27 protein-coding genes are annotated in these 26,314 nt (G+C 46.9%); 4 read left to right on the top strand and 23 right to left on the bottom strand.

Annotation, left to right across the window (positions count from 1 at the left end):
- Positions 1–58: 58 nt before the first annotated feature.
- The 13 genes from ffh to recG all read right to left on the bottom strand — a co-directional run bounded on the left by ffh (position 59) and on the right by recG (position 15,247).
- Entirely contained in the window at positions 59–1,492 is a 1,434-nt protein-coding gene (ffh, locus tag AC9UEY_RS00850; RefSeq protein ID WP_509536456.1) for a signal recognition particle protein, read from the bottom strand.
- A gap of 12 nt (positions 1,493–1,504) precedes the next feature.
- Complete coding sequence (locus AC9UEY_RS00845; RefSeq protein WP_509536454.1) at positions 1,505–3,781, bottom strand: [protein-PII] uridylyltransferase; 2,277 nt, start codon at positions 3,779–3,781, stop codon at positions 1,505–1,507.
- A 10-nt stretch (positions 3,782–3,791) separates the two neighbouring features.
- Positions 3,792–4,130 (bottom strand): P-II family nitrogen regulator, encoded by a 339-nt coding sequence (locus AC9UEY_RS00840; protein ID WP_509536452.1) that lies wholly within the window; start codon positions 4,128–4,130, stop codon positions 3,792–3,794.
- A 2-nt stretch (positions 4,131–4,132) separates the two neighbouring features.
- Positions 4,133–5,440, bottom strand: coding sequence for an ammonium transporter (locus AC9UEY_RS00835; protein WP_509536450.1), 1,308 nt, complete (start codon positions 5,438–5,440; stop codon positions 4,133–4,135).
- A gap of 116 nt (positions 5,441–5,556) precedes the next feature.
- Positions 5,557–6,393, bottom strand: coding sequence for a signal recognition particle-docking protein FtsY (gene ftsY / locus AC9UEY_RS00830; protein ID WP_509536449.1), 837 nt, complete (start codon positions 6,391–6,393; stop codon positions 5,557–5,559).
- 11 nt (positions 6,394–6,404) lie between these two features.
- Positions 6,405–9,926 (bottom strand): chromosome segregation protein SMC, encoded by a 3,522-nt coding sequence (gene smc / locus AC9UEY_RS00825; protein WP_509536447.1) that lies wholly within the window; start codon positions 9,924–9,926, stop codon positions 6,405–6,407.
- Positions 9,927–9,981: 55 nt separating this feature from the next.
- Entirely contained in the window at positions 9,982–10,659 is a 678-nt protein-coding gene (gene rnc, locus AC9UEY_RS00820; RefSeq protein ID WP_509536445.1) for a ribonuclease III, read from the bottom strand.
- 10 nt (positions 10,660–10,669) lie between these two features.
- Positions 10,670–10,843 carry a 50S ribosomal protein L32 gene (gene rpmF / locus AC9UEY_RS00815; protein ID WP_509536443.1) on the bottom strand — a complete coding sequence of 58 codons (174 nt, stop codon included), beginning with the start codon at positions 10,841–10,843 and terminating at the stop codon, positions 10,670–10,672.
- A gap of 67 nt (positions 10,844–10,910) precedes the next feature.
- On the bottom strand, positions 10,911–11,537 hold the full coding sequence (locus AC9UEY_RS00810) for a YceD family protein (RefSeq protein ID WP_509536441.1): 627 nt from the start codon (positions 11,535–11,537) through the stop codon (positions 10,911–10,913).
- Entirely contained in the window at positions 11,500–11,979 is a 480-nt protein-coding gene (locus tag AC9UEY_RS00805; protein ID WP_509536439.1) for an ATP synthase subunit B family protein, read from the bottom strand. Before AC9UEY_RS00805 ends, AC9UEY_RS00810 begins: the two co-directional genes overlap by 38 nt.
- 3 nt (positions 11,980–11,982) lie before the next feature.
- Complete coding sequence (gene coaD / locus AC9UEY_RS00800; protein ID WP_509536437.1) at positions 11,983–12,462, bottom strand: pantetheine-phosphate adenylyltransferase; 480 nt, start codon at positions 12,460–12,462, stop codon at positions 11,983–11,985.
- 39 nt (positions 12,463–12,501) lie between these two features.
- Positions 12,502–13,071 carry a 16S rRNA (guanine(966)-N(2))-methyltransferase RsmD gene (gene rsmD / locus AC9UEY_RS00795; protein ID WP_509536435.1) on the bottom strand — a complete coding sequence of 190 codons (570 nt, stop codon included), beginning with the start codon at positions 13,069–13,071 and terminating at the stop codon, positions 12,502–12,504.
- Between the two features lie 4 nt (positions 13,072–13,075).
- On the bottom strand, positions 13,076–15,247 hold the full coding sequence (recG, locus tag AC9UEY_RS00790; RefSeq protein ID WP_509536433.1) for an ATP-dependent DNA helicase RecG: 2,172 nt from the start codon (positions 15,245–15,247) through the stop codon (positions 13,076–13,078).
- A gap of 135 nt (positions 15,248–15,382) precedes the next feature.
- Here recG and rpmB point away from each other — a divergent pair, with 135 nt between their 5' ends.
- A complete protein-coding gene (gene rpmB, locus AC9UEY_RS00785; RefSeq protein ID WP_509536431.1) occupies positions 15,383–15,568 on the top strand; it encodes a 50S ribosomal protein L28 in 186 nt (61 codons plus the stop codon).
- A 13-nt stretch (positions 15,569–15,581) separates the two neighbouring features.
- On the opposite strand, the gene thiL is transcribed toward rpmB, so the two are convergent.
- Entirely contained in the window at positions 15,582–16,502 is a 921-nt protein-coding gene (gene thiL, locus AC9UEY_RS00780) for a thiamine-phosphate kinase (protein ID WP_509536429.1), read from the bottom strand.
- A 76-nt stretch (positions 16,503–16,578) separates the two neighbouring features.
- Between thiL and AC9UEY_RS00775 the strand changes: the two genes are divergently transcribed.
- Positions 16,579–16,818, top strand: coding sequence for an Lrp/AsnC family transcriptional regulator (locus AC9UEY_RS00775; RefSeq protein ID WP_509536427.1), 240 nt, complete (start codon positions 16,579–16,581; stop codon positions 16,816–16,818).
- On the opposite strand, the gene AC9UEY_RS00770 is transcribed toward AC9UEY_RS00775, so the two are convergent.
- From AC9UEY_RS00770 to leuC, 6 genes are all read right to left on the bottom strand, one after another.
- Positions 16,815–17,843, bottom strand: a complete 1,029-nt coding sequence (locus AC9UEY_RS00770) for a D-alanine--D-alanine ligase family protein (RefSeq protein WP_509536425.1) — start codon at positions 17,841–17,843, stop codon at positions 16,815–16,817. The genes AC9UEY_RS00775 and AC9UEY_RS00770 overlap by 4 nt on opposite strands.
- Complete coding sequence (locus tag AC9UEY_RS00765) at positions 17,840–18,841, bottom strand: NAD(P)H-dependent glycerol-3-phosphate dehydrogenase (protein ID WP_509536423.1); 1,002 nt, start codon at positions 18,839–18,841, stop codon at positions 17,840–17,842. Before AC9UEY_RS00765 ends, AC9UEY_RS00770 begins: the two co-directional genes overlap by 4 nt.
- A complete protein-coding gene (locus AC9UEY_RS00760; protein WP_509536421.1) occupies positions 18,838–19,620 on the bottom strand; it encodes a lysophospholipid acyltransferase family protein in 783 nt (260 codons plus the stop codon). Before AC9UEY_RS00760 ends, AC9UEY_RS00765 begins: the two co-directional genes overlap by 4 nt.
- A gap of 72 nt (positions 19,621–19,692) precedes the next feature.
- The gene (locus AC9UEY_RS00755; protein ID WP_509536419.1) at positions 19,693–20,142 is read right to left on the bottom strand and encodes an HU family DNA-binding protein; all 450 of its coding nucleotides are present in this window, start codon (positions 20,140–20,142) and stop codon (positions 19,693–19,695) included.
- Between the two features lie 236 nt (positions 20,143–20,378).
- Positions 20,379–20,978 (bottom strand): 3-isopropylmalate dehydratase small subunit, encoded by a 600-nt coding sequence (gene leuD, locus AC9UEY_RS00750; RefSeq protein WP_509536417.1) that lies wholly within the window; start codon positions 20,976–20,978, stop codon positions 20,379–20,381.
- 12 nt (positions 20,979–20,990) lie between these two features.
- Complete coding sequence (gene leuC, locus AC9UEY_RS00745; protein WP_509536415.1) at positions 20,991–22,382, bottom strand: 3-isopropylmalate dehydratase large subunit; 1,392 nt, start codon at positions 22,380–22,382, stop codon at positions 20,991–20,993.
- A 61-nt stretch (positions 22,383–22,443) separates the two neighbouring features.
- Here leuC and AC9UEY_RS00740 point away from each other — a divergent pair, with 61 nt between their 5' ends.
- On the top strand, positions 22,444–23,160 hold the full coding sequence (locus tag AC9UEY_RS00740) for an IclR family transcriptional regulator (RefSeq protein ID WP_509536413.1): 717 nt from the start codon (positions 22,444–22,446) through the stop codon (positions 23,158–23,160).
- On the opposite strand, the gene AC9UEY_RS00735 is transcribed toward AC9UEY_RS00740, so the two are convergent.
- Together AC9UEY_RS00735 and recA are read right to left on the bottom strand one after the other, a co-directional pair.
- On the bottom strand, positions 23,120–23,626 hold the full coding sequence (locus AC9UEY_RS00735) for a regulatory protein RecX (RefSeq protein WP_509536411.1): 507 nt from the start codon (positions 23,624–23,626) through the stop codon (positions 23,120–23,122). The genes AC9UEY_RS00740 and AC9UEY_RS00735 overlap by 41 nt on opposite strands.
- Positions 23,627–23,632: 6 nt before the next feature.
- Positions 23,633–24,733 (bottom strand): recombinase RecA, encoded by a 1,101-nt coding sequence (gene recA, locus AC9UEY_RS00730; RefSeq protein WP_509536409.1) that lies wholly within the window; start codon positions 24,731–24,733, stop codon positions 23,633–23,635.
- 202 nt (positions 24,734–24,935) lie between these two features.
- Here recA and yaaA point away from each other — a divergent pair, with 202 nt between their 5' ends.
- Entirely contained in the window at positions 24,936–25,505 is a 570-nt protein-coding gene (yaaA, locus tag AC9UEY_RS00725; protein ID WP_509536407.1) for a peroxide stress protein YaaA, read from the top strand.
- 7 nt (positions 25,506–25,512) lie between these two features.
- Here yaaA and AC9UEY_RS00720 read toward each other — a convergent pair whose 3' ends face one another.
- Entirely contained in the window at positions 25,513–26,313 is an 801-nt protein-coding gene (locus AC9UEY_RS00720) for an alpha/beta fold hydrolase (protein ID WP_509536405.1), read from the bottom strand.
- Position 26,314: the final 1 nt, after the last annotated feature.

The following is a 26,314-nucleotide window of genomic DNA, read 5'->3' as shown; positions in this document are numbered from 1 at the left end:
GGCCCCTTCAACAGGTTCCCAATTCTGCCATTCAAGGCGCCAGATGCGAAATCGGGGGTTATTGACCCTGTTCTAGCGCTCGCTTAGCTGGATTTCCTGATTTGGACTTCTTCTTGTTAATTGGCTGGTTCATCTTCGGCATTGCAGGCATACCCATGCCAGGGGGCATTCCAGCTGGCATCCCACCATTTCGAACCTGCTTCATCATCTTTTGCGCCGCAGAGAATCGGTCCACCAGATTGTTGACATCTGAAACCTTTCGGCCAGAACCAAGTGCGATACGTGCACGGCGCGAGCCATTGAGAAGTTTTGGTTCTCGGCGCTCTGCAGGTGTCATTGATTGAACAATTGCCTTTGTGCGAACTATCTCGCCCTCATCAAAGTTTTCAATCTGCTTTTTCATCGCACCAGCACCCGGCAACATTCCAAGGATCTTGGACATATTCCCCATCTTAGACATCGCCTGTAATTGCTCTAGAAAATCCTCTAACGTGAAATCTTCGCCACTTACAAACTTTGCTTCTAACTTTGCTGATGTGTCGGTATCGAAAGCTTTCTTGGCCTGCTCTGCCAATGTTGCAACATCGCCTAGACCCAATATTCGAGAGGCCATGCGCTCTGGATAGAAAATATCGAACTCGTGCAGTTTCTCACCTGTTGATGCAAACATGATCGGACGCTTGGTCATTGAAGCGATAGAAAGGGCCGCACCGCCTCTGGCATCACCATCGAGCTTTGTTAGCACTACGCCATCAAAACCAACACCATCTAAGAACGCTTGGGAAGTTCTGACAGCGTCTTGACCCATCATCGCATCGACAACAAACAAGATTTCATCTGGATTAACAGCATCACGAATATCAGATGCCTGTTTCATTAAATCTTCATCAACACCTAAGCGACCTGCGGTGTCGACGATGACCATGTTGTATTGCTTAGATTTTGCAAACTCGATACCAGCCTTTGCAACCTTTACGGGATCGCCTTGGCCGTTACCTGCCTCTGGAGCAAATACGGGAACATTGACTGATTCACCGACTACCTGCAACTGCGTAACAGCGTTGGGGCGTTGTAAATCTGATGCGACTAATAGGGGTGTGTTTCCCTGATCTGCATAAAATTTTGCAAGCTTTCCAGCCACAGTAGTTTTACCAGCACCTTGCAAACCAGCAAGCATGATCACTGTTGGTGGATTTTTAGCAAAGCGAACTCTTCGAGCCTGTCCCCCAAGTATTTCAATCAGACTTGAGTTAACAATTTCAAAGATGGCATTTGCTTGATTACTGCCTGATTGCAATGTTGGCAGGGCATCTAATGACTTCTGGCGGATATCTGCAATAAAATCATCAACAACAGATAATGCAACATCAGATTCCAGCAGCGCTTGGCGGATTTCCTCACAGGTAGTTTCGATATCCGAGGATGAAATCTTTCCTCGTGAGCGAAGCGAAGAGAACGCTCCGCTAAAGCGGGATGTTAGGGATTCAAACATAAGACGGTAAGACTACTTCAACGCCTGCTTCAGATGCGAAGCGACCTCACTAGCCCGCTCAGGTGTAAGTGGTCCACCTGTTAACTCAGTTACATACAAGGTATCAATCGCTTCTGCCCCGAGGGTAGTAACGATTGCTGATCGAATATCGATTTTTGATTGGGTAATTGCAGCACCGATTCTGAAAAGTAGTCCAGGCCTGTCATGGCTTCGCACTTCAATAATAGTTGCATCAGTTGCTGCATCAGTGAAGATTTCAACCTCAGGGTCTGGTACCGGGATTGTAGGAATAGATGCATATGCCTTGGCTCTGGCTGTCAGCTTTTCTTCAACATCTGTTGAGTCCTTTAATCCTTCAGAAATCAGTTGGTGCAGGGCATCTGCTGTAATTTCTGGTGCATGTGGTTCGGGGGTAACTATCCAATACATAACCGCTGAACTTCCAAGCGTCTTTGTGCGGGCAGATTTAACATCTAGACGAGAGATATTAAACACCCCAGCTACGATAGAAAGTAAACCTGGTTTATCAGGTGAAATAACTTCAACTGCATATCCACTTGAATGCTCTTCAAGGCTAATTCTTAGCTCGCCTTGTGCAGCTAGTGCAATTTGCTCGTCACTTAGCATTGGTTGTTGCGCAAATTCAAAGCCAGCCATTGCTCTTCTAACTCTGCTTACTAACTCTGCAACCAATGTTGCTTTCCAATCACTCCAGCCAGCACTTCCCGTTGCTTCCCCATCAGCGATACTCAAAGCATGCAATAGCTCTAATGTGTTGGCATCAGGGATTAATGACACCACAGACTGGATTGTTGCAGGATCATCTAAATCTCGACGAGTTGCAGTCGATGACAACAGCAAGTGGTGTTGGACTAGAACTTTTAAAGTTTCGATGTCTTTCTCTTCAAAACCCACACGACGAGCAATGGGTTCGATCAAACGTACGCCACGCTCAGAGTGATCCTCCTCTGTGCCTTTACCAATGTCATGAAATAACGCTGCGAAAAGAAGTAAGTCTGGTCTGTGTACTTTTCGAGTTAAATCTCCGGCATGGACAGCGGTTTGGACCATGTGGCGATCAACAGTATGTCTATGCAGGGCATTTCGTTGAGGGAGCGATCTCACGCTTCTCCATTCAGGAATCCAATGAAAAATAATCTCTTCTTGATCCAAAGTCTCAAATATTCCGACCATCGTTTCGCCCGCGCCAATCAGGCTTATCAACAATTCGCGTGCCTCACGGGGCCAAGGATTGGGCAAAACACCGTGTCCATTATTTAGTGCAAGAGACATTTCGGTACAAGAATCTAAGGACAACGGCAAACCAAGTTGGGCTGCAGTTGCAGCAGCTCTTAGGCCCACAACTGGATCCTCGTCAAAGGAAGTAAATGGGTCAATTACTATTTCGCGATTTGCAGCGCTGACATTCTTTGCAACCGTAACAACACGTGGTCTGCGAATGATTCGACCTAAACCGTCTTTGCCTTTGTGCTCTAAAGCATGCCAGGTGTAATCCAGCAAGTAATCTACAGAGCGTGCTGCCCTTGCAACATCGCCCATCATCGCGTCTGCATCTTTGTAATCAAGTATTTTTGCAACTTTATCTTGTTCCTGAAAAAGCAGACGATCTTTACCTCTACCACTTGCGGTATGTAGAGCTTCACGAACATTATTAAGAGTTGATTCAGCCCAACTGATCTTTTCAAGCGGAACTTGAACTGCACCTGATAATGAAATAGCGCGTAATGCTTGGATATCGCGAAGACCTCCACGCGCCTCTTTTAAATCTGGTTCAAGTAAATATGCCAATTCACCGGCACGTTCATGTCGCTCGGACAGTGTTTTTTCTAATTCTGGAAGGTTGCGCTTGGCATCTTTACGCCAGTACTCAATGGAGTCTCCTTGCACAGCAGCAACTAAGTCTGCATTACCTGCGATCCAGCGAATATCTAGCAATCCCGTCGCAACACGTAAATCAGTTGACGCTGTTTCTCTGGTTTCACTTCTTGTTCTCACCGAGTGATCAACACTGTTTTTATCCCATACTGGATATAACAAATCATTGACTATCGCTTTCAACTTTTCTTGTCCGATTTTGCCATTGTGCAAAATTAAGATATCTAAGTCTGATCCGGGAGATAACTCACCGCGGCCATAACCTCCGACCGCGGCGAGTGCTATCTCTTTGCCCGAATCTGAATCACAATGGGTGTGCACTGCATCATGAAACAGTTGTGAGAGAAATCGATCGCTCTCGTTCGATCGCTCTCTCCTCTCACGGGTACTCATAGGAGTGAGTCTAGATTGCTTCGCTCCCGCGTTCGCCCGTACGTACGCGAATCACCTGATCAACTGGTGTCGTCCAAACCTTTCCGTCACCAATTGACCCCGTTGAAGCAGCTTTGACGATGGCATCGACAACAGCATCTGAGTCTTTGTCATCGACTAGAACTTCTAGTCGAACCTTTGGAACGAGATCAACCGTGTATTCAGCACCGCGATAAACCTCAGTGTGACCACGTTGTCGGCCAAATCCACTAGCCTCAGAAACGGTCATACCTGCAACACCCGCGGCTTGAAGTGCATTCTTCACATCTTCTAACTTAAATGGCTTCAAGATTGCTGTAATTAGTTTCATTCTTATACCCCCTTCGAATTACCAAGGACGCTGCCCTGGCCGTTATCTGATATCTCATATGCACGCTCTGCGTGTATAGCTAGGTCAATTCCAGCAACTTCTTGATCCTGAGAAATTCTGAACCCAATTGTTAGATCAACAATTTTTCCGATGATCATGGTTGCGATGAATGAATATGCAAACACTGCTCCTACGCCAATTACTTGCTTGACTAGTTGCTCAGTACCGCCACCATTGAAGAGGCCAACATCTACTCCGACAAAGCCAATCATGACTGTCCCAACGATTCCACCAACAAGGTGAACCGCAACAACATCGAGTGAATCATCGAATCCAAACTTGAACTTGAGTCCAACGGACAATGCGCATATGGCGCCTGCCACGAAACCAATAATCAAGGCACCGCTAGCGTTTACAGCAGCACAGGCAGGTGTAATTGCCACGAGCCCTGCAACAACACCTGATGCTGCGCCAAGGCTTGTCGCATGACCATCGCGAATCTTTTCAACAAGAAGCCATGAGAGAACGGCAGCTGTTGTTGCGCCAATTGTGTTGAGCAATGCAAGACCAGCAGTTCCATTTGATGCAACGGCAGAACCAGCATTAAATCCAAACCATCCAAACCACAATAAGGCCGCACCTAGCATCACCAAGGGCAAACTGTGAGGACGCATTGGAGTTCTTCCAAAGCCGACGCGCTTACCAAGAATGAGCGAGAGCGCCAGACCTGCTGCGCCAGCATTAATGTGAACCGCTGTTCCCCCTGCAAAGTCGAGTGCACCAAGATCATTCGCAATCCATCCACCTGTCTTAGCAACGAAATCGTCGAAAGCGAAAACCCAGTGTGCAACTGGGAAGTAAACAATCGTTGCCCAGATACCTGCAAAGACCATCCATGCACCAAACTTTGCACGATCTGCAATTGATCCAGAAATTAGTGCAACAGTAATCGCGGCAAAAATTCCTTGGAATGCAATAAAGACTGCTGCTGGGATTGTTCCAATAAGTGCGGTTGAATTATCTAAACCACTTAGGAATGCGAACTGACCAATATCACCAATTAAGCCTTTTCCATCAACAGAGTCACCAAACACCATTGAGAATCCAAATGCGATCCACAAAACAAACACTACTGCGAGTGCACCAAATGACATCATCATCATGTTGAGGGCACTCTTAACGCGAACCATTCCACCATAGAACAGTGCAATCCCTGGGATCATTAGAACAACCAAGCCGGTACTCATTAACATCCAGGCTGTATCGCCAGAATTCACAACAATCTCTTCCATAGTTATTTCTGCTTTCATAAAGGTAAAAGTGTTCTCGCCTTTGAGATGGCCAAACCTTCTATCAGCGCAGTTACGAAATATCGCTCATAGGGTTTCAGGAGCGTGACAAAAACCCCTTTTTTGTTACATCTGGGTTACGAGAGCAGCCCCTTGATGTAGCTCTGAGCGTCAAAGAGGGCAAGATCAGACTCAGATTCTCCAGTGCCCACCCATTTAACCGGGATTCCCAATTCTGCCTCGATGGCAAGGGCTACCCCACCTTTTGCACTGCCATCTAACTTTGTAAGAACAATTCCCGTAACTTCAACACATTCAGTAAATATCTTCGCCTGTTGTAAACCGTTTTGACCAGTTGTTGCATCAATTACTAGCAGTACCTCGTTAATGGGTGAGACTTTTTCAACCACGCGCTTTACTTTGCTCAGCTCTGCCATTAAATCGCTTTTGTTGTGTAAGCGCCCTGCGGTGTCAATGATAAAAATATCACTAGCAGAATCATGCGCACTTTTTGCGCCATCAAAAGCAACGGAAGCGGGATCACTATTATCTTTCCCGGAAATAACAAGTACTCCAATACGGCTACCCCAGGTCTTTAATTGATCAACTGCTGCGGCACGAAAGGTGTCACCTGCTGCTAGTACGACACTCTTGCCACTCTTTTTGTAATAAAAAGCCAGCTTTGCGACAGATGTGGTTTTCCCTGTGCCATTTACGCCAACGACCATAATCGTTGTCGTTCCACTCACCAGTACTGGTTCATGAGAACTCTTTGAAAGATTTGATGTCAAAATTTCAATTAACGCTAGTTCAGCGTTATCGCTCTTAACCTTCCTGGCCGCCTCTAGGAATTTCTTAGTCAGAGTTGGTCCAAGGTCAGAGGCTATAAGTTCTTGCTCCAATTCAGCCCAATCAGCAGGTGAAAAATCATTTGTGCCCTTTATTGTGGCGATGAACTTACTAAAAAGACCCATCGAACTAAACCTTAGCTAGCGTCAGATTCGCGCAGGCGCTGTGAGATAACTTCGGTAACACCATCACCGCGCATGGTCACGCCATAGAGAGCATCTGCAATTTCCATTGTGCGCTTTTGGTGAGTAATGACGATCAACTGTGAACTTTCTCGAAGCTCCTCTAAAATAACAAGTAAGCGTCCGAGGTTGACATCATCCAGGGCTGCTTCGACCTCATCTAGAACATAGAAGGGGCTTGGTCGCGCCTTAAAGATTGCAATTAACATGGCAACAGCTGTAAGAGCCTTTTCTCCACCTGATAACAGTGAAAGGCGCTTAATGCGCTTTCCTGGTGGGCGCGCTTCAACATCAACACCAGTTGTTAATGGGTTATCTGGATCTGTAAGGATCAAACGCCCATCCCCGCCTGGGAACAAGCGAGCAAAAATATCCTCGAAGTGCTTTGCCGTTTCTGTGAATGCCTCCATAAAGATTGATTGAACGCGATCATCAACCTCTCTAATAATGTCCAGCAAATCCTTTTTGGTGTTCTTAAGATCCTCAAGCTGCTCAGCTAAGAACTTCAAGCGCTCTTCTAGTGATGTGAACTCTTCAAGTGCAAGTGGATTGATCTTGCCTAACAAATTCAGTGATCGTTCGGCAGATGCCAAACGCTTTTCTTGTTGATCACGGCGATATGGAACGAGCTCAGTTGCAATTATTTCACCTTCATCGGTCTCATGGAATGTTGGCACATCATTATCTGGACCGTATTCGTTGACCAAAGTTGATGTATCGATTCCAAACTCTTCAACAGTTTTAGTTTCAAGAGCTTCAATACGAAGGCGTTGTTCTGCACGAGCAATTTCATCTTTATGAACACTGGTTGTCAACTGTTCAAGCTCTGATGTTAATTCGCGTCCTCGTGTACGAACGGTCAATGTTTCGCCTTCACGGGCTGAGCGAGATTCTTCAAGACGTCCGCGTTCAACTGCAGCTTTTGCAATCGAACGTTCGATGTGAATCAACGCTTCATAGGCAGCCTCTGCAACCGCTTGGGAAATAACTGCAGCACGTGCACGAGCACTTCTACGAATAATTGCGCGCTCTGATGCATCACGTTCTGCCTGTGCTGATTGCTCCAATGCCAAAGCTCTAGCACCAACTGAGTTGACACGCTCTTCAATTGTACGAACAGCTAACCGCGCTTCAACCTCAGAGGTTCGAGCAACTGATACCTGGTTACGTAAATCTTCTGCATGCGAGTGATCAGGCTCTGCTACTTCACCACGCTGTTGTAATTGATTTTGAGCGATGAGGATTTCTCCTTCATCACGAGACCTAGCAGCACTTGCTTCACCTATCGAGATGTTTAGGCGCTCAACTTCTGCCATTGCAGACTTCATGTTTTGACCAGAAACTGCCAACTGCTCAGTCAGGGCTGCAATACGTGCATCTGATTCATTGAGCTTTGACAGAGCAACTTCAAAATCACTTTGACGCGAAGTAAGTTCAGTCGTTGCAGTAGCGATTTCAAACTTTAGACGATCACAAATATGCGTAATTTCCTGCAACTTGCTTTCAAGCCCTTCAATCAGCGCATTAATTTCAATTAATGATGACGAAGATTTTGATCCACCACGCGCACGACCACGAGAAATAACATCTCCGTCTCGTGTAACAACTGTTACGCTCGGATGAGATCGCAAGATCGCCTCTGCGGCATTGGCATTTTCTGCAACAACAGTAGAGGCAAGCAATGAAGAGAGTAGGTCACCAATAGCACTTGATCGAATGTGCGCTGAAAGTGGAGTTAAGCCTGCTGGAATATTTCCATTGCCAGTTTGTCCTGGCTCATAGACCAAGACATCTGCTTGTCCTAGGTTTTCGCTACGCAAAGTTGTCAGTGCAGTTACTGCAGATGAAAGATCCTGCACGACAACTGCATCAGCCAAGGTTCCAAGTGCAGCTGCGGCAGCAGATTCCCACCCATTATCAATTTCAATCAAGCCTGCAATACTGCCCAGAATTGAAACTCCGCGTGAATCACGAAGCAGAGCCGAAGCTCCATCACGATTCTGCGAGGTTAACTTCATCGCTTCAAGCTTTGCCTCGATTGCATTTCGTTCACGGTCTGCCGCGCGCTCAGCGTCTACTAGTTCATTAACCTTTGATTTCGCACTTTCCAACTGGGACTTTGCGCCTTCGAACTGTGAATCAAGGCCTAGTTCGCCTGAATCTGCACTAGCAATTTCTAACTCATATGATGAATACTCGCGCTCTGCTTTATCTACGCGTGACTGAGCATCATCGCGAGATCTCGTGAGACGAGCAATTTCCTCTGCAATTGCTTCAAGTCGTGCCTGCAATGACCTGATATGGCCTTCTTGGCGAGCTGTTCCTTCGCGTGCATCTGCAATTGCTCGCATAGCTGCAGCGATTGTGTCCTCATCACTTTTGAGCGCAGCCTCTGCGGCACCTAGTTGTGATGAGGCTTGGAGTAATGCTTGCTGGGCTGAAATTACATTTGCACGAAGTTCGCTCTCTTCAAGGCGTAATGATGCAGCCTCTTTGTCCAAACTCTCTGGATCCCGACCTGATGTGCGAGCTTCTTCCGCTTCTTCATTGAGGAAACGTGAGCGCTCTTGAGCAAGGCTTTGGGTTCCGCGGAATTTTTCACGCAGAGAGTTGAGATTGTAATAAGTCTCTTGCGCAGCAACCAAAAGTGGACCTTCGTATGCAGCTTGTGCATCGAGTGCTACTTCGCGACGTCGAACAGAATCAACCTCGGCCTCAACTCCTGAACGTTTCTCGCGCAACGCAGTCTCATCGGCAACTTCAAGTTCGAGAGTTTTGGACATAGAAATAAAATCATCAGCTAACAATCGAAGCTTTGCATCGCGCAGATCCGCTTGAATTGTTGCTGCTTTCTTGGCGACTTCTGCTTGCTTGCCAAGTGGACGCAATTGACGTCGAAGCTCAACAGTTAGATCTTGAATACGGGCAAGGTTTGCTTGCATCGAATCCAATTTACGAAGCGCTTTCTCTTTGCGCTTACGGTGCTTGAGTACTCCAGCTGCTTCTTCAATAAATCCGCGGCGCTCCTCTGGAGTTGCCATCAAGATTGCATCAAGTTGACCTTGTCCAACGATCACGTGCATTTCGCGACCAATTCCTGAATCGCTTAATAATTCTTGAATATCTAATAAGCGAGATGCTTCACCATTAATTTGATATTCACTTTGTCCATTACGGAAAAGAATTCTTGAAATAGTTACTTCGGTGTAATCAATCGGTAGTGCGCCATCAGAGTTATCAATTGTCAGTGAAACTTCAGCACGACCAAGAGGTGCTCGTCCACTTGTTCCAGCAAAGATGACATCTTCCATCTTTCCGCCGCGCAGTGATTTTGCCCCTTGCTCACCCATTACCCACGTAAGGGCGTCTACAACATTTGATTTGCCTGAGCCATTAGGGCCAACCACGCAGGTGATTCCGGGTTCCAGGCGAAGAGTGGTCGCGGAAGCAAAGGACTTAAAGCCCTTGAGCGTCATACTCTTCAAATACACGCGGTAAACCTATCGCTTCAGGAGCGTGTTTTTAGTGAATTTAGGCTTGCGGAAAGGCGGTTTTTAACGCTTCATAGGCTATGCGTGCGGCTACCTGTTCAGCCTCTCGCTTACTCTTCCCAGTTCCTTCGCTCATTACTTCACCGCTCAACATTGCAACTGCGGTGAAGTTCTTATCGTGATCTGGGCCTTCTTCGCTAACAATGTATTCCGGTGCACCCTTACCGAGAGATGCCGCTAATTCTTGTAGCGCTGTTTTTCCATCAAGGCCAGCACCTCGTGCAACAGCTGAGTCCATAGTGGGTGTAATCAACTTTCGAACTATCTCAGTGCATTGGGCAAAACCAAATTGCATATAAATAGCGCCAATCAATGCTTCGAGAGCATCTGCAAGCAATGAGTTTTTATCGCGTCCGTTAGTTACCTCTTCGCCTTTTCCAAGACGGATGTATTGGCCAAGTTGTAATCCGCGCGCAATATCTGCGAGCGCACGCATATTGACAACACCAGAACGCAACGGTGAAAGACGACTTTCATCAAAATCTGGATAACGTTTGTAGAGTTCTTCGGTAACAATTAAACCAAGAACTGAATCACCAAGAAATTCAAGGCGCTCATTAGTTTCTTTACTTCCAGATTCATAGGCATATGAACGATGGGTAAAAGCTAACTCGAGCAAAGCTGGATCGAGTGTTACTCCCAGCTGCTCACTGAGCATTGAACTCAGATCAGACCTCTAATACCTGGCGACGGTTGTATGTACCGCACGTTGGGCATGCTGTGTGCTGCAACTTAGGCTGCTGGCACTGACCGCATGTTGATAGAGAGGCTGCAGTAGTTTTCCACTGGCTACGACGTGAGCGCGTCTTTGAACGCGACATTTTTCGCTTTGGTACTGGCACTGTTCGAACCTCTTCTCAATCCTTGAGCAGCCACTGGACTGCAGAGCGTAAGTATCCCTTAAAAGGGCTAAATCTTGAAATCGGGATCCTCGAGGGTTAATCCCCCGAGGCGGGCCCAGCGTGCATCAATTACTTCATGGGCGTGATCTTCAGGCAGTTCAGCCCACTTACCACCGCATTCTGGGCACAGGCCCAGACAATCCTGGCTGCACAACGGGTTACTGGGCAATGACAGGACAATCGCATCTCGAATGGGGGTCTCAAGATCAAGGATGTCCCCATCCATCATGAACTCATCTGCCACATCTAAATCTTCACTCGTTAAATCCTCTGTCGAACTCTTTCTCTTTTTCTTTCCACGTTCATTTGTTGGCTCGTAGTTATAGAGCTCTTGAATCTTGCGCTCAATCACAATTTCAACGGGATCTAGGCAACGAATGCATTCTCCCTGCGCCACGGCGTAGACATCTGCGCTGAGCAAAACACCCTCAGTGACAGATTCCAGGCGGGCATCCACTTCAATCACTTCACCGGATGGGACTGAGATTAAATCAACACCGAACTTTTCCTTAACAACAATATCTAATTCGTATTCCTTCATCTCGCCCGCGCGACGAGGTAGCTCGTAGGTATTGAGCTTGAAAGAATCCGGAGCTTTACTCATCAGCAAGTTGCGACAAGACATCCTTGTCATTTGCGCCGCCTAGTCGATCACGGCCGCGAGAGACTGCATCCATTGTCTTGTTAAGGATTACTTCAAGAGTTGCAAGGCGTCCATCGATGTACTCCTCAACCTCTTGCTTTTCAAGATCAGCAGTCTCGCGGGCATCATCTAAAATCTTTCGGGCTTCATCACGGGCGATCTGCACAATAGAAGTCTGCTCAACCATTTGTGAGACATCTTCACGGGCGATAGTGATTAATTGTTCTGCGCTCACTCGTGCCTCTTCAATGATGGCATCTCGGGTTTCAATAATCTTTCGCGCAGATTCAAAATCCGTTGGAAGTGCTTCGCGGGCATCATCAAGGATTTCAAGCATTTCAGCTCGGTGCACAACACAACTTGCAGATAATGGGACGCCACGAGCTTCTTCAATTAATGTGATCGCTGAAGTTAACTTCTCTACTGAATCCATGATCTACTTCCCCGCTACTCGTGCTTTAAGTGCTTCATTAATTGATGGTGGAACCATGGTTGAGACATCACCGTTGTAATGAGCAAGCTCTTTCACAAGAGATGATGATAAAAATGAATGAGCAGGCGATGTTGCCATGAACATTGTTTCAACACCAGATCCCTGCAGATTAACCTGAGCCATCTGCAATTCGTAATCAAAGTCAGTAACCGCTCTTAATCCCTTAACGATCGCTTGAATTGAATTGCTCTTGCAATAATCAACTAAAAGTCCGCTCCATGAATCAACGGAAACGTTAGAAAACTTAGTTGTTACTTCAGTAATCATCGCAATACGCTCTGTAACGGTAAAGAGACTTGATTTGGTGCGATTTTCCAGGACAGCTACGACTACGTGATCAAACTGCTGGGCTGCACGCTCAATGATGTCTAGGTGCCCATATGTGATGGGATCAAAGGATCCAGGGCATACCGCGCGCTTCATGTGCCAAACGCTAGCAATACTGAGCCCAGTTATCCATTCTTAAGGCTGGTAATTAGCGTAATAAATGGTCGCCTGCCCATATTTTCGCTCACGTGCAGGCACATAAGCATCTGGCCATATAAATTGCGCCCCACGCGTAGTGCGCTCTACTGCAATAAATGCGTCGCTGCTGAGAAATTCGTAATCATGTAATGCGCTCAAAACATCTTCCACTGCTTGATTAGAAAAATCATATGGTGGATCAATATAAACAAGATGATATTTATCTTTTGGTGCATCTTTCAAGAACCGCTCAGCGCTCATTCCATACAAATGAAAACTTCCCGTTGGATTGGACTTCTTTACTATTTCAAAGTTAGTTTCAATCGTTTTTTGTGCTTCATCATCTTTTTCAACTATGTGGACTGATGTCGCGCCTCGAGACAATGATTCCAATCCAATTGCACCAGATCCACCAAATAGATCTAAAACATGTAATCCTTCGAAGCTTCCAAATTCAGAGGCCAATGAAGAGAACAAGCCTTCACGAGCTCGATCAGAGGTTGGTCGAGTTGCGCCTGCAACGGCGCCAAGAATTCGGCCCTTTGCAACACCGGCAATAATTCTCAATTGATTAACCCTTATCTAAATAGTCAACGGCTTGATCGCGCTGTAACTGGGCAAGCTCAGCCCTCAGCGCAGGATAGTCTGACAAATCATTATCTGTCGCAATCAGTGATTCTGCATCATCACGGGCCTGTTCGATCAACGCTTCATCGCGCAAAACACGGAGCAGCCGCAAATGCGACTGTGTGCCAGATTGACTTGCACCAAGTACATCTCCTTCTCGGCGTTGCTCAAGATCTATGCGGGATAACTCAAAGCCATCTACTGTGCCAGCAACCGCATTTAATCTTTCACGAGCCGGGCTCTCTTCTTCGCATCCAGTCACTAAAAGGCAGAGCCCAGGTGATGTTCCGCGACCAACACGACCGCGAAGTTGATGTAGCTGTGAAACGCCAAAACGATCCGCATCCATAATCACCATAATCGTTGCATTGGGCACATCCACACCCACTTCAATAACAGTTGTTGAAACCAAGACATCGATTTCGCCCTTAGTAAAAGCTAGCATCGTTGAATCTTTTTCATCAGCAGATAGGCGACCATGCAAAATGGCGATTTTTGACCCTTTCAATGGCCCCGCATGCAAGGTTGGCGCTAGCTCCTCAACTGATGTGATCTCAGATGACTCCTCTCCAAATAGGAAGTCAATGTCAGCATTTGCATCAGAATCGGCGCTAATACGCGGGGCAACGATGTATGCCTGATGACCTTGGGCCACCTCTTCGTTAATTCTTTGCCATGCTCTCTCCAAAAAACTTGGCTTTTCTTTCACCGGCACAACATGGGTTGTAATCGGTTGTCGCCCTAACGGCAGCTCTCGCAACGTTGACACATCTAAATCACCAAAGACGGTCATGGCAACTGTTCGTGGAATTGGTGTTGCTGTCATAACAAGTAGATGTGGAGGCAGAATTGCTTTCTCTTTCAAAGCATCACGTTGTTCAACACCGAAACGATGCTGCTCGTCTACAACAATTAATCCCAAATCCTTAAATTCAACTTTTTCACCTAAGAGAGCATGCGTACCAATCACGATGCCTGCGCTGCCCTGCGCAGCCATAGCCAGCGCCTCTTTACGTGCTGCTGCGCTTTGTGTACCTGTAATCAAAGTGACTTGTGTGGCCTTTTCAGAACCACCAAGCATGCCGCCCTGACCTAGTTCGCCTAAAAGCTTTTGGATTGTTCGAAGATGCTGGGCAGCTAAAACTTCAGTAGGTGCAAGCAGAGCAGCCTGTCCCCCGCTATCAACAACTGCCAACATCGCTCGCACAGCAACAATTGTTTTACCAGAACCAACTTCACCTTGTAATAAGCGGTGCATTGGATGTGGCTGAGATAGATCTGATTCAATCTCTTTGCACACGGCAACTTGGCCAGCAGTCAACTCAAAAGGCAAGTTCGCATCGAATGCATCAAGTAAACCGCCACTGATTCGTTTTCTAGATGTTGAGTTCAACTTCTTTAACTCAATTCTGCGCATAACTAACAGAGATTGAAGAAGGAATGCTTCATCAAAGGTCAAACGTTCCCGAGAAAGTTCGGCATGATCTAAATCTGCTGGCTGATGTAGTTGCACCAATGCCTGATGCAGAGATGGGTACTTGTGTTTTTCACGAATTGAAGTGGGTAAGAAATCTTCAATTTCTTCAAGTGCTCCAATGGCAAGTTGAGCACATTGTGAAATCTTCCACGATGGCATTTTCGCCGAAGCGGGATAGACAGGAAGATACTTTCCGGCAAAGCCTTCAACAGCGCTATCAACATCTGAACCATCGGGGATCATTTCGTAATCTGGATGGGCCAGCTGTTTCTTATTATTAAAGACTCCAACCTTTCCTGCAAACAAGCCTTGTCGTCCTACCTTCAAATCTTTTTCACGCCAGGCTTGATTAAAAAAAGTTAAGGACAATTTGTCTGTGCCATCTGTGACAACAACTTCGAGCATGCTGCCTTTGCGCCCACGCATGGGCCTAGTTGAGGCTGAATACACCTGCGCCAGAATTGTTGTCTCATCGCCTTCATGCAGGGCGGAGATATCTGAAAGCTCCCCGCGGACCATGTAGCGGCGTGGGTAATGGCGCATGAGATCGCCGATGCTTTTAATCCCAAATGTGGTGTCAAGAACTTTGGCGGTGCGGTCGCCAACGACCGCTGAAACCTTGTTCTCTAGTTGTGCCACACGGGCATTCTCTCGCTAAATCCTCTGAATTTCCCTCAACAAGCGTGAATTGGCATTGAACCCCGCCTACGGGGTACCCTTACACTCTGTTCCCATTGGAACGAGATCAATAGAAAAGTTAAAAGGAGTACCGCTGTGGCAGCAACATGCGATATCTGTGCCAAAGGGCCCAGCTTCGGAAACAATGTCTCTCACTCACAGGTGAAGACCCGTCGTCGTTGGAATCCAAACATTCAGCGCGTTCGCACCCTTGTTGGTGGAACACCAAAGCGTCAAAACGTATGTACCTCATGCCTCAAGGCTGGAAAAGTAACTCGTTAATTTTACCTAACAGTTAATTGAAATGGCGCCAGGTATCTGGCGCTTTTTTCATTTCTACCCCGAGAACTCCGCTGCCTTCAATAACTGTCCCCACGCAAAAACCATCTAAGTCAATTCCTGTTGCAAGAAATACATGGTCTTCGCCGCCTGCAAATATCCATTGCCACACATCTACATCCTGGCTATCAGCCAGCTCTTTTAATGTAAGAAACTCTGGGTGCTGGGCAAATAACACTTGGTCAAATTTTAAAGCAACCCCAGAGGCTTGAGCTAACTGATTAGCTTGAGTAATCAGTGCGTCACTGACATCACACATCGAATGTGCTCGGTTATTTAAAAACTGAATTGCCGAGACATAATCCACAGTGGGTGCGTTGTGTTCAGAAACTGCATGAACAGCTAAGTCATCGTCTAGATCTTTTTCAATTATTGAAAGACCGGCAGCAGACCATCCTGGCAAAGAGGAGATATAGATTGAATCTCCAACCTGGGCACCAGAGCGAGTAATAGGATTATCAACTTCTCCAATTGCTGTAATAGAAATTACTATGCACGGGCCTTTAGCCAAATCCCCACCCACAACATATGCTCCACAACTTCTTGCTTCGTGTGCAATGCCTTCTGCCAGTTCTTCAATCCACTCCATACTCTCTTGACCGGTAAGAGTTACAGCCGCCACCAGGTATCTCGGGGTGCCACCCATCGCATAGACATCTGCCAAATTTGCAGCTGTTATCTTGCGACCAATATCAAAGGCGCTGCTCCACTTAGTTGAAAAGTGTGTGCCTTCAACTGCCATATCAGTGGTGATGACGGTGCGATCAGTTGTTGTAACAACTGCCGCGTCATCACCGATTCCAATCTCGACCCCGCGATGAGTAGCGCCAAATATGCGCGTTAATGCGGCAATCACGCCCGCCTCGTCGAAGTTCATACTGCTTAGCCTAATCGACTAGAGAGTAAGGCAGGTTCTGCGGTAGCGTTTGAGCCTCGACCAGAAAGGACCTCACATGTCAGTACAAGCTTTCATTCTGATTCAAACTGAAGTTGGCAAGGCATCAGGAGTTGCAGATGCAGTTGCAAAGATCCCTGGAGTCACACTGTCAGAAGGTGTCACTGGTCCTTACGATGTAATCATGCGCGCAGAAGCATCAAGCATGGAGGATTTTGGTCGACTTGTACTCTCAAAGGTTCAGGGCGTGCCAGGCATTACTCGCACATTGACCTGTCCTGTAACACACCTGAGCTAAGAAGACAGCGCAGTATCTATAAGCGCTGAAATCAATTCTGTATAGGTAACCCCTGAGGCCTGCCACAATTTTGGGTAGACCGAAGTGCCTGTAAAACCGGGCATTGTGTTAACTTCATTAATAATTATTTCGCCATCACTTGTATAGAAAAAGTCACATCGGGCTAGTCCAGAACATCCCAACACATGAAATGCTGCAACAGCCAATCGTCGAATCTCGTCCGCATCCGCCTCTGGAATATCTGCAGGAATTCTTACCGTAGTGGCATCATCTAAGTACTTAGCCTCAAAATCATAGAACTCAAATTTGGGATCAACAATTATTTCACCAACTATCGAAGCTTCAACCTTGCCATCTCGTTCAAGGACAGCGCATTCAATCTCACGACCCTTAATTGCAGTTTCAATTAAAACTTTAGTGTCATAAGACAGTGCATCCTCAATAGCTACCTTTAAATCGGCAGAACACTTAACTTTATGAGTACCACGACTTGAGCCACCACTTGAAGGCTTTACAAATACTGGATAGCTCAATGAACTGATCTTGCTTTGCCAATCCTGCGCATTTACGGCAACCCCCTCTGCAACCTTCATGCCACTAGCGGCAAAAAGAAGCTTTGCTACCGCCTTATCCATCGCCTGTGCCGATGCACTAACACCACTACCCACGTAAGCCATCTCTGCTTCATCTAATAGGTGCTGGATTTTTCCATCCTCACCAAATTCACCGTGCAATACAGGGAATACACAATCAATATCTAGTAGCTCCCCGTCAATTGAAAACCCTGACTGAGTCAATTCAATATGTCGCCCGTTATCTTCAATCACTGGCATGTGCTTGTTAACGATCTCTAGCTGGTAATCAATTGGGAGCTCGACCCACGTGCCTGACTTGGTAATTCCAATTAACAATGGCTCAAATAGTTGTCTATCTAAACCCTTGAGAACCCCGCCTGCCGATACGCAAGAAACCTCGTGTTCACTGCTGGGGCCACCACAAATAATGGCAATTATTTGTTTGCTCATCGAATGAAGTTTTCAGCTTTTGTGGTTATCTCCATCAAACGATCTAGCGCCTCATTGGGTGTGATCAACCCTGACACCACATCTGCAACAGCCTCAATAACCGGCACTTCCACGCCAACTCGGTGAGCAATCTCAAGAATCGCACTAGATGAAGCAACGCCTTCAACAGTCTTTGCTACTTCTGTTCGTGCAACATCCATTGATCCACTTCGGCCTAGAACCTCGCCGAAGGTTCGATTTCTAGACAATGGAGAGCCACAACTAGCAACAAGATCTCCCATGCCGGCCAAACCAGCCGCGCTGAGTGGATCTGCATTATTAGCAGCGCACAACCGTGCCACTTCATTGAGCCCACGTGTAATAAGCATTGCCTGTGTATTTTCACCAAAACCAAGGCCAATAGAAATTCCAACAGCAAGTGCGATCACGCTTTTAATAGCACCAGCTAACTCACATCCCAAAATATCGACAGATGTATAAACACGGTAGTAAGGAGTTGCAAAGAGTTGCTGAACCTTTTCAGCTAATGCCATAGTGGGTGCTGCAGCAACCGCCCCTGCTGGTTGACGCAGAATAAGCTCATTAGCAAGGTTCGGACCGGTAATAATGGCGATGTTTTCAGTCTCCATCACCTCATGGATAATCTCTGTCATTCGAGACATCGTGCTGACTTCAATGCCCTTTAAGGTACTGACATAGATAGCACCTGGTTGCACTAGTGGCTTCCAGCTCCTCAAATTCTCCCGCAAAGTCTGTGCTGGTACGGCCAATACATAAATATTTGAATAATCAAAAGCTTCTTGAAGATTACTAGTTGCTTTTAGTCCAACTGGAAGTGTGTTCTCATCCAAGTAGTGTGTATTGGTATGTTTGTTGTTGATCTCATCTACTACATCTTGATTACGGCCCCACAGCAACACATGATTGCCCGCATCGCATAAAACTTGAGCCATGGTACTTCCCCATTGCCCAGCGCCCAGGACTACTACCTTGCTCACTTCTTCTTTTCTTTCTTAAAATTGCCAGTACGCGGAAGATTGGAAGTGTGTGGATCAAATATTTCTATGGGGCGTTTTTCACCGCGAAGTTCTTCCAAAAGATTAGTTAGCTCCCGCATTACAAATGCTGTGGCCTCGCGTAATGCTTCTGGATCATTCTCTTTTCCATACCAGGGAGATAAATCCAGAGGCTTGCCAGCCAGCACATTGATAGGAGTGCGAGGGAAGAGTTTTATCTTCTTCCCATACGTTGGCATAACAATCTGGGAACCCCATTGAGCAATAGGAACGATCGGCGTGCGTGTAGCTATAGCTAGTCGAGCAAGACCAGTTTTTGCAACCATCGGCCACCCGTTTGCATCCCTAGTTAATGTTCCTTCTGGATAAACACCAACGCAATGACCCATCTCTAAAAGCCGTAGTGCATGATCTAAGGCTTTAGAAGCATCCTTACTTTCACGGGCTACTGGAACCATCCCAGCTGCTAGAACAACTTTTCCAATCACAGGGACTTTAAAAACCCCCTCTTTACCGATGTAACGAGGAGCTCGCCCATTGCGATAGAGAAAGTGTGTAAGAAACAAAACATCTAAGTATGAAACATGGTTACTGGCAACAATTGCCTTGCCGCTCTTGGGGAGATTCTCGCCCCCACGCCAGACTTTTTTTCCGACCAGATTAAGCAGGGGAATAACTACCTTAGTTCCAACTTTAAAAGCGAGATTGGTCCCGAGGGGGGTTCCTTGAGGCGGAGCATATGAAATCTTGTACTCCGTCATGGCATTAATAATAGTGCGGTATATGCAAAAACGGGGCTAGCGTTAGCCAACCCCGTTTTTTAAGCACAAGAATTACTTCTTCTTGGCCTTCTTTACAACTCTCTTCGCTGCTGGCTTCTTCTTCGCAGGAGACTTCTTGGCAACCTTCTTAGCTGTCTTCTTGACAACCTTCTTAGCCGCCTTCTTTGGTGCTGCCTTCTTAGCAACTACCTTTGGCTCTGGCTTTGGTGCTGGTGCAAGCTTGCGATCTCCAGCAATAACTTCCTTCAGTGCCTTTGCAGGTAGGAAGCGTGCCTTCTTTGAAGCCTTGATCTTGATTGTCTCGCCAGTAAATGGGTTACGTCCCATACGTGCTTTGCGATCAACCTTCTTGAACTTACCGAAATCGTTGATCATTACATCTTCGCCCTTTGAAAGGTTACGGATGATTGTGTCAAAAACGATATCTACAGCGTGAGCTGCTTCTTTCTTGCTGTCGTTGAAGTGTGGTGCTAACGCAGCAATGAATTGGGCCTTATTCATTGAATTCCCCTTATTTACGCGTAAATGTTAAGCAACCGCTTAACGTGTTCATAAACTTACGCGCATGTAAGGGGTGATGAGGTTATTGGAATGCGCGTGTCGCATTTTTATTTTTCGTGCAAACACTCAAAAAGCGCGGTTTTTATGCGTAGAAAACTCTAGATACGAGATTGAGGGTTGGGCACTCGACCACTCACCCGTTCGTAAAACCTGCGTTTTACGCTTGTTTTAAACCCTTACGAACGAATTGGAAGTGTTGTTGGCTTATATGGTGGGCGATTTTTCTCGAAAGAGTCAATGGAATCAGTCTGTTTTAGGGTCAAACCAATGTCATCCAATCCCTCCATCAAGCGCCAGCGGGTGTAATCATCGATGTCAAAGGGCAAACTCTTTGAACCATAGCCAACAGTGCGGGTTTCTAAATCAACTGTGATCGACGTTGATGGATCTGCCTCAACCGCAGCCCACACCGCTTCAACCTCTGCTTGATCCAGAATGATTGTTAGTAGTCCACCCTTGAGTGAATTTCCACGGAAGATATCTGCAAAGCGGCTAGAAATAACTACTTTGAAGCCATAGTTCTGCAACGCCCACACTGCGTGCTCTCGTGAAGAACCAGTTCCAAAATCTGCCCCAGCGATTAGAACTGTTCCCTTCTTGAAGGCATCCTTGTTTAACACAAACTCGGGATCATTGCGCCAGGCAGCAAATAAACCATCTTCAAAACCACTGCGGGTTACTCGCTTTAAATAAACGGCAGGGATTATCTGATCTGTATCAACATTGCTGCGACGTAGAGGAACTCCGGTGCCTATGTGCTTGATGAATTTTTCCATTGACCTGGCTCCTTACAGATCCGCAGGTGACGACAGTGTTCCACGCAGCGCTGTAGCAGCTGCAACAAGTGGACTTACAAGGTGTGTGCGACCACCCTTACCTTGGCGACCTTCAAAGTTACGGTTAGAGGTAGATGCCGCGCGCTCTCCTACTGCTAACTGATCTGGGTTCATTCCAAGACACATCGAGCATCCTGCATTACGCCATTCTGCCCCTGCATCAAGAAACACCTTATCTAGACCTTCAGCCTCTGCTTCTAAGCGAACTCGAGCAGAGCCTGGAACAACAAGCATGCGCAAAGATGAGGCAATTTTCTTGCCCTTTAATATATCTGCAGCTGCACGTAAATCTTCAATTCGCCCATTAGTACATGAGCCCAAGAAAACAGTGTCAATGGCTATCTTTTTAAGGGGTGTGCCAGCCTCAAGACCCATGTAAACAAGTGCGCGCTCTACTGCTTCGCGGGCTTCTGAATCTGCAATATCTGCTGGGTTTGGAACAACTGAATTAAGAGGCAAACCTTGGCCTGGATTAGTTCCCCATGTAACAAATGGCTCTAGCTCATCTGCATTCAGATTTACCTCAACATCAAACGTGGCATCTGCATCTGTAAATAGAGTTTTCCAATAAGAAACTGCAGCATCAAAATCCTCTGGTGCATGTGGCTTGCCCTTGATGTAATCAAAAGTTGTTTGATCGGGAGCAATTAATCCCGCTCTAGCCCCAGCTTCAATAGACATGTTACAAACGGTCATGCGCGATTCCATTGATAGGGCACGGATTGCGCCGCCTCGGTATTCGATGACATAGCCCTGACCGCCGCCGGTACCAATCTTTGCAATGATCGCAAGGATGATGTCTTTTGATGTCACACCTGGCCGCAGTGATCCTTCAACATTGATCGCCATTGTCTTTGGACGCTGCAGGGGCAATGTCTGTGTTGCTAGAACATGCTCGACTTCAGAGGTGCCAATACCAAAAGCAAGTGCGCCAAAGGCGCCATGGGTAGAAGTGTGCGAATCTCCGCACACAATCGTCATTCCAGGTTGAGTAACACCCAGTTGAGGTCCAACAACGTGGACAATCCCCTGCTCCTTATCTCCTAGTGGGTGAATGCGAAGCCCAAACTCTTTGCAGTTTGCGCGCAATGTATCGACCTGCAACTTCGACACTGGATCTGCAATTGGCTTATCAATATTGAGGGTCGGCACGTTGTGATCTTCTGTAGCAATCGTGAGATCAGGACGGCGAACTGGACGTCCTGCAAGACGCAGACCATCAAATGCTTGTGGGCTTGTAACTTCATGGATTAAATGCAGATCGATGTAAATCAGATCTGGTTCGCCTTGTGCCGCGCGAACAACATGTTCTGCCCAAATTTTCTCGGCTAGCGTTTTACCCACGATCATGTGCTCCTTGCTCTACTAGTTTGCGTATCACATCTTGAGATGTTAATATCACTCTATGAACAGAAAGAATAGCGGAGTTGGCGTATTAGATAAAGCCGTGGCAATTTTAAGCACGCTAGAAGCTGGCCCGCATTCACTTGCCGAACTTGTCGCAGCCACAGGCATCGCCCGCCCCACCGCTCACCGCTTAGCTGTAGCACTTGAGTTCCACCGTTTAGTTGCGCGTGATTTAACAGGCCGCTTTGTTTTAGGACCACGTTCAGGTGAGTTAGGTGCTGCCGCTGGTGAAGATCGTTTATTAGCCGCTGCAGCCCCCGCTCTGGCCGCTCTGCGCGATGCAACGGGAGAAAGTGCGCAGTTATATCGCCGCCAAGGAGATTTGCGCATCTGTGTTGCCGTGGCAGAACGGTTATCAGGATTGCGTGACTCAGTTCCTGTTGGCGCAGCCCTAACCATGCATGCCGGATCTGCTGCGCAAATACTTCTTGCTTGGGAAGAGTCAGAAAAGATTCACCGCGGATTAACAAATGCCAGGTTTACCGCAGCGCAACTATCTGCTGATCGTCGTCGCGGTTGGGCACAATCTGTGGGAGAACGCGAAGCTGGAGTTGCATCTGTCTCAGCACCTGTGCGCGCACCTAACGGCAAAGTAATTGCCGCTGTAAGCATAAGCGGCCCGATCGAACGTCTAGGACGTCAACCTGGCCGCATTCATGCCGCTGCTGTAGTTGCTACTGCAGCTCGTCTGACTGAACATCTAGCTCGCGAATAACGCGGGCAATTGTAGGAAAAGAAAAACCTTTTCGTTGGAGCAGGGATTGAATTCTGCGAATCTGAACCTCTGGCTCAAGTCGACTCATAGTGTTGTATTTTTTCATTCCCAAAGAAAAAGCGGTTCGATACTCAGACTCATCATCAATCTCATCTAATGCTTCATCGATACTAGATTGATCTACTCCCCTAGTGCGAAGTTCTCCAGCAATGATTCGCTTCGATAACTTCTTAGAGGTGTGACGAGATTGAGTCCACGCTTTTGCAAACTCTGAGTCGTTAATCAAGCCATTTTCTTGAAGGCGAAAAATCGTTGCCTGAGCAACGTCATCTTCTACGCCACGCTTTTTTAAGTGAGCCAGAAGCTCACCCTTACTCTTAGCGCGCGCAACCAAAGCATTGAGTGCAATGGTGTTTGCGATTGAGTAAGGGTCAGCCTCCTGGTCAACCTTTACATATTCAAGCATTGGAGCTTAGAAATCCACCTCTGCGGCAGCCTCATCAATTGCAGCAACTAGTGCTGGATCGACCTCAACTGGAACGAAGTGTTCGCGGATCTTGTTTTCAATCTCATTAGCTAGATCTGGGTTATCAATGAGGAATGCACGTGCATTTTCCTTACCCTGACCCAGCTGATCTGCCTCGTATGTGTACCAAGCACCAGACTTCTTAACCACACCGATGTCAACACCCATATCAATGAGTGAGCCTTCGCGTGAAATTCCTGTGCCGTAAATAATGTCGAACTCTGCCTGCTTGAAAGGTGGAGCCATCTTGTTCTTGACTACCTTTACGCGGGTACGGTTACCAACTGATTCTTGGCCATCCTTAAGCGTTTCAATACGACGGATATCTAGACGGACTGAGGCGTAGAACTTAAGTGCCTTTCCACCTGTTGTTGTCTCTGGTGAACCAAAGAAGACACCGATCTTGTCACGCAACTGGTTAATAAAGATTGCAGTTGTCTTTGATTGATGCAGCGCTCCTGTGATCTTACGAAGTGCTTGTGACATCAAACGAGCTTGTAGACCCATATGTGAATCACCCATCTCACCTTCGATTTCTGCGCGAGGAACAAGTGCTGCAACTGAGTCAACTACAACTAGATCAAGTGCACCTGAGCGAATAAGCATGTCCATGATTTCTAGAGCTTGCTCACCGGTATCTGGTTGTGAAACCAACAGTGCATCAATGTCAACGCCAAGCTTCTTTGCATACTCAGAATCAAATGCGTGCTCAGCATCGATGAATGCACAGATGCCGCCAGCCTTTTGAGCATTAGCGATTGCATGCAATGTAAGAGTTGTCTTACCTGAAGATTCTGGTCCGTAAATTTCAACAACGCGACCTCGTGGAAGTCCACCAATGCCAAGTGCGATATCTAGTGCGATTGAACCAGTTGGAATAACTTCAATGACTGTGTTCTGTCGCTCTGACATCTTCATCACTGCGCCTTTACCAAATTGACGTTCGATCTGGGCTAGGGCTGTATCTAACGCCTTGTGGCGTTCAATGTTGGCTTTGTCTTGTGCTGCATCGTTTGCTTTATTACTTTTTTCAGTAGCCACGTACATTCCTTTCGATAGAACGTCCTGCGTTGTGCAGTTCGTTTGGTCTGGCCCAGAAGGTACGGAGACCCAACGACGGTCTGCAGAAGCTCCACAGCTGGTGTGGAGAAGTGCCTGCAGGCGGAGGTTGGAACCGCTCTGGTTGTACTCGGATAGTTTATCCGAACATCTGTTCGAACAGTAACAGGTGGCACTGACAGATTTAGGCGTGTCGCCCCGCCATACTGAGCCGGTGTTAATCCTGCTGCCGCCCTCTGAGAAGAAATCAGCCACCCCTGGGCCGGCCATCCAGGTCTATACAGGCGTTCTCTACGCTTCCCTGGGCTGGGATCGATTGACCGAAGCTCAACGAAAGCTAGGCGCATCCTCAATAGCCATCATCTCGGCCAAATACGGGGTGGTGCGCCCCCTAGATCCAATCGAGCCTTACAAAGAAAAAATCAAGAATAAAAAGATGGCTACCCAGGTTGCGCAAGCATTAGATGGCGCCGAATCAGAGTTAATTATCGATTGTCGCTCATCAACCTACCAAACTGTGTGGCAATCCCCTGTTGCGATAACCGTTGAGATCAAGGTTTTTACCAAAGTAGATGGTGTGAAAAAGGTGATTACCCACATGTCCAAAAAAACTCGTGGTGAAGTTACCCATCACATCCTAAAGAGCACGAAAGTTCCAGTTAATCCAAATGAATTAGAAGCAATCATTTCACAGAAATTTGAATGCGAATTAATTGCAGGAAATAAGAAAGGCCCTTGGGTACTAGAGGTGTATTGCTAAGGCGTCTCTATGACGCCACCAGGGCTGTCTTCTTAATCAAGTCAACCGTCAAATCAGGATAGTTCCACATGATCACATGTGCGCAGTTATCGACAACGATCCACCGTGAATGAGCAGGTGCAACGCTTTTCTCTTGGGCAATCTCTTCTGGCAACGTTAGATCTTCATCTCCAAAAACTACCGACAGTTTTACTCTTACGGGTACGACAGATTCAAACCTGCGTCCATTTGCACCATGCCACATCGGCATATAGCCCTTTGACCTAGCCATCGCAATAACAGAATCACGGCATGACTCGAAGCTCAATTCACGCCACAAGTGCGTGATCTTCTTATATCCAATTGCTTTTAGTACTGGAATTCGATACGCCGTCTTCATGAAGTGCTGCGAAATTTTCGCAAGGATTCTTGCATCAAGACTTGGTGGGAACTTTCGCGGTGGTTGTTCATGCCATAAACCAGCTGGGGCTAAGGCGGTAACACTTAAGACATTATCTGGGGCTACTGCTGCCATTTCTAATGCGATCCATCCGCCAAGAGAGTTTCCGGCAACATGCATTGTCTGAACGCCCATCTCTGAAACCATGTAATCAACTATCGCCTGGGCAAGAGAACGTGGATCCATTTCTTCACCTTCTGTAAGTGGTGCTTCGCCATGCCCAGGTAGGTCAATGGCATACACCGTAAAATCCTCAATTAACTGCGGGACCAGGGTTTTCCAGATGTTGCCAGCCGAACCCAATCCATGCACAAGGACAAGTGCAGGGTTGTTCATGTTATTTGTAAAGCGATGGGCGCTGACAGTCATT

Source organism: Candidatus Planktophila sp., from assembly GCF_040402275.1.
GTDB lineage: Bacteria > Actinomycetota > Actinomycetes > Nanopelagicales > Nanopelagicaceae > Planktophila.
This window is presented reverse-complemented; position numbering and strand designations above follow the sequence as displayed.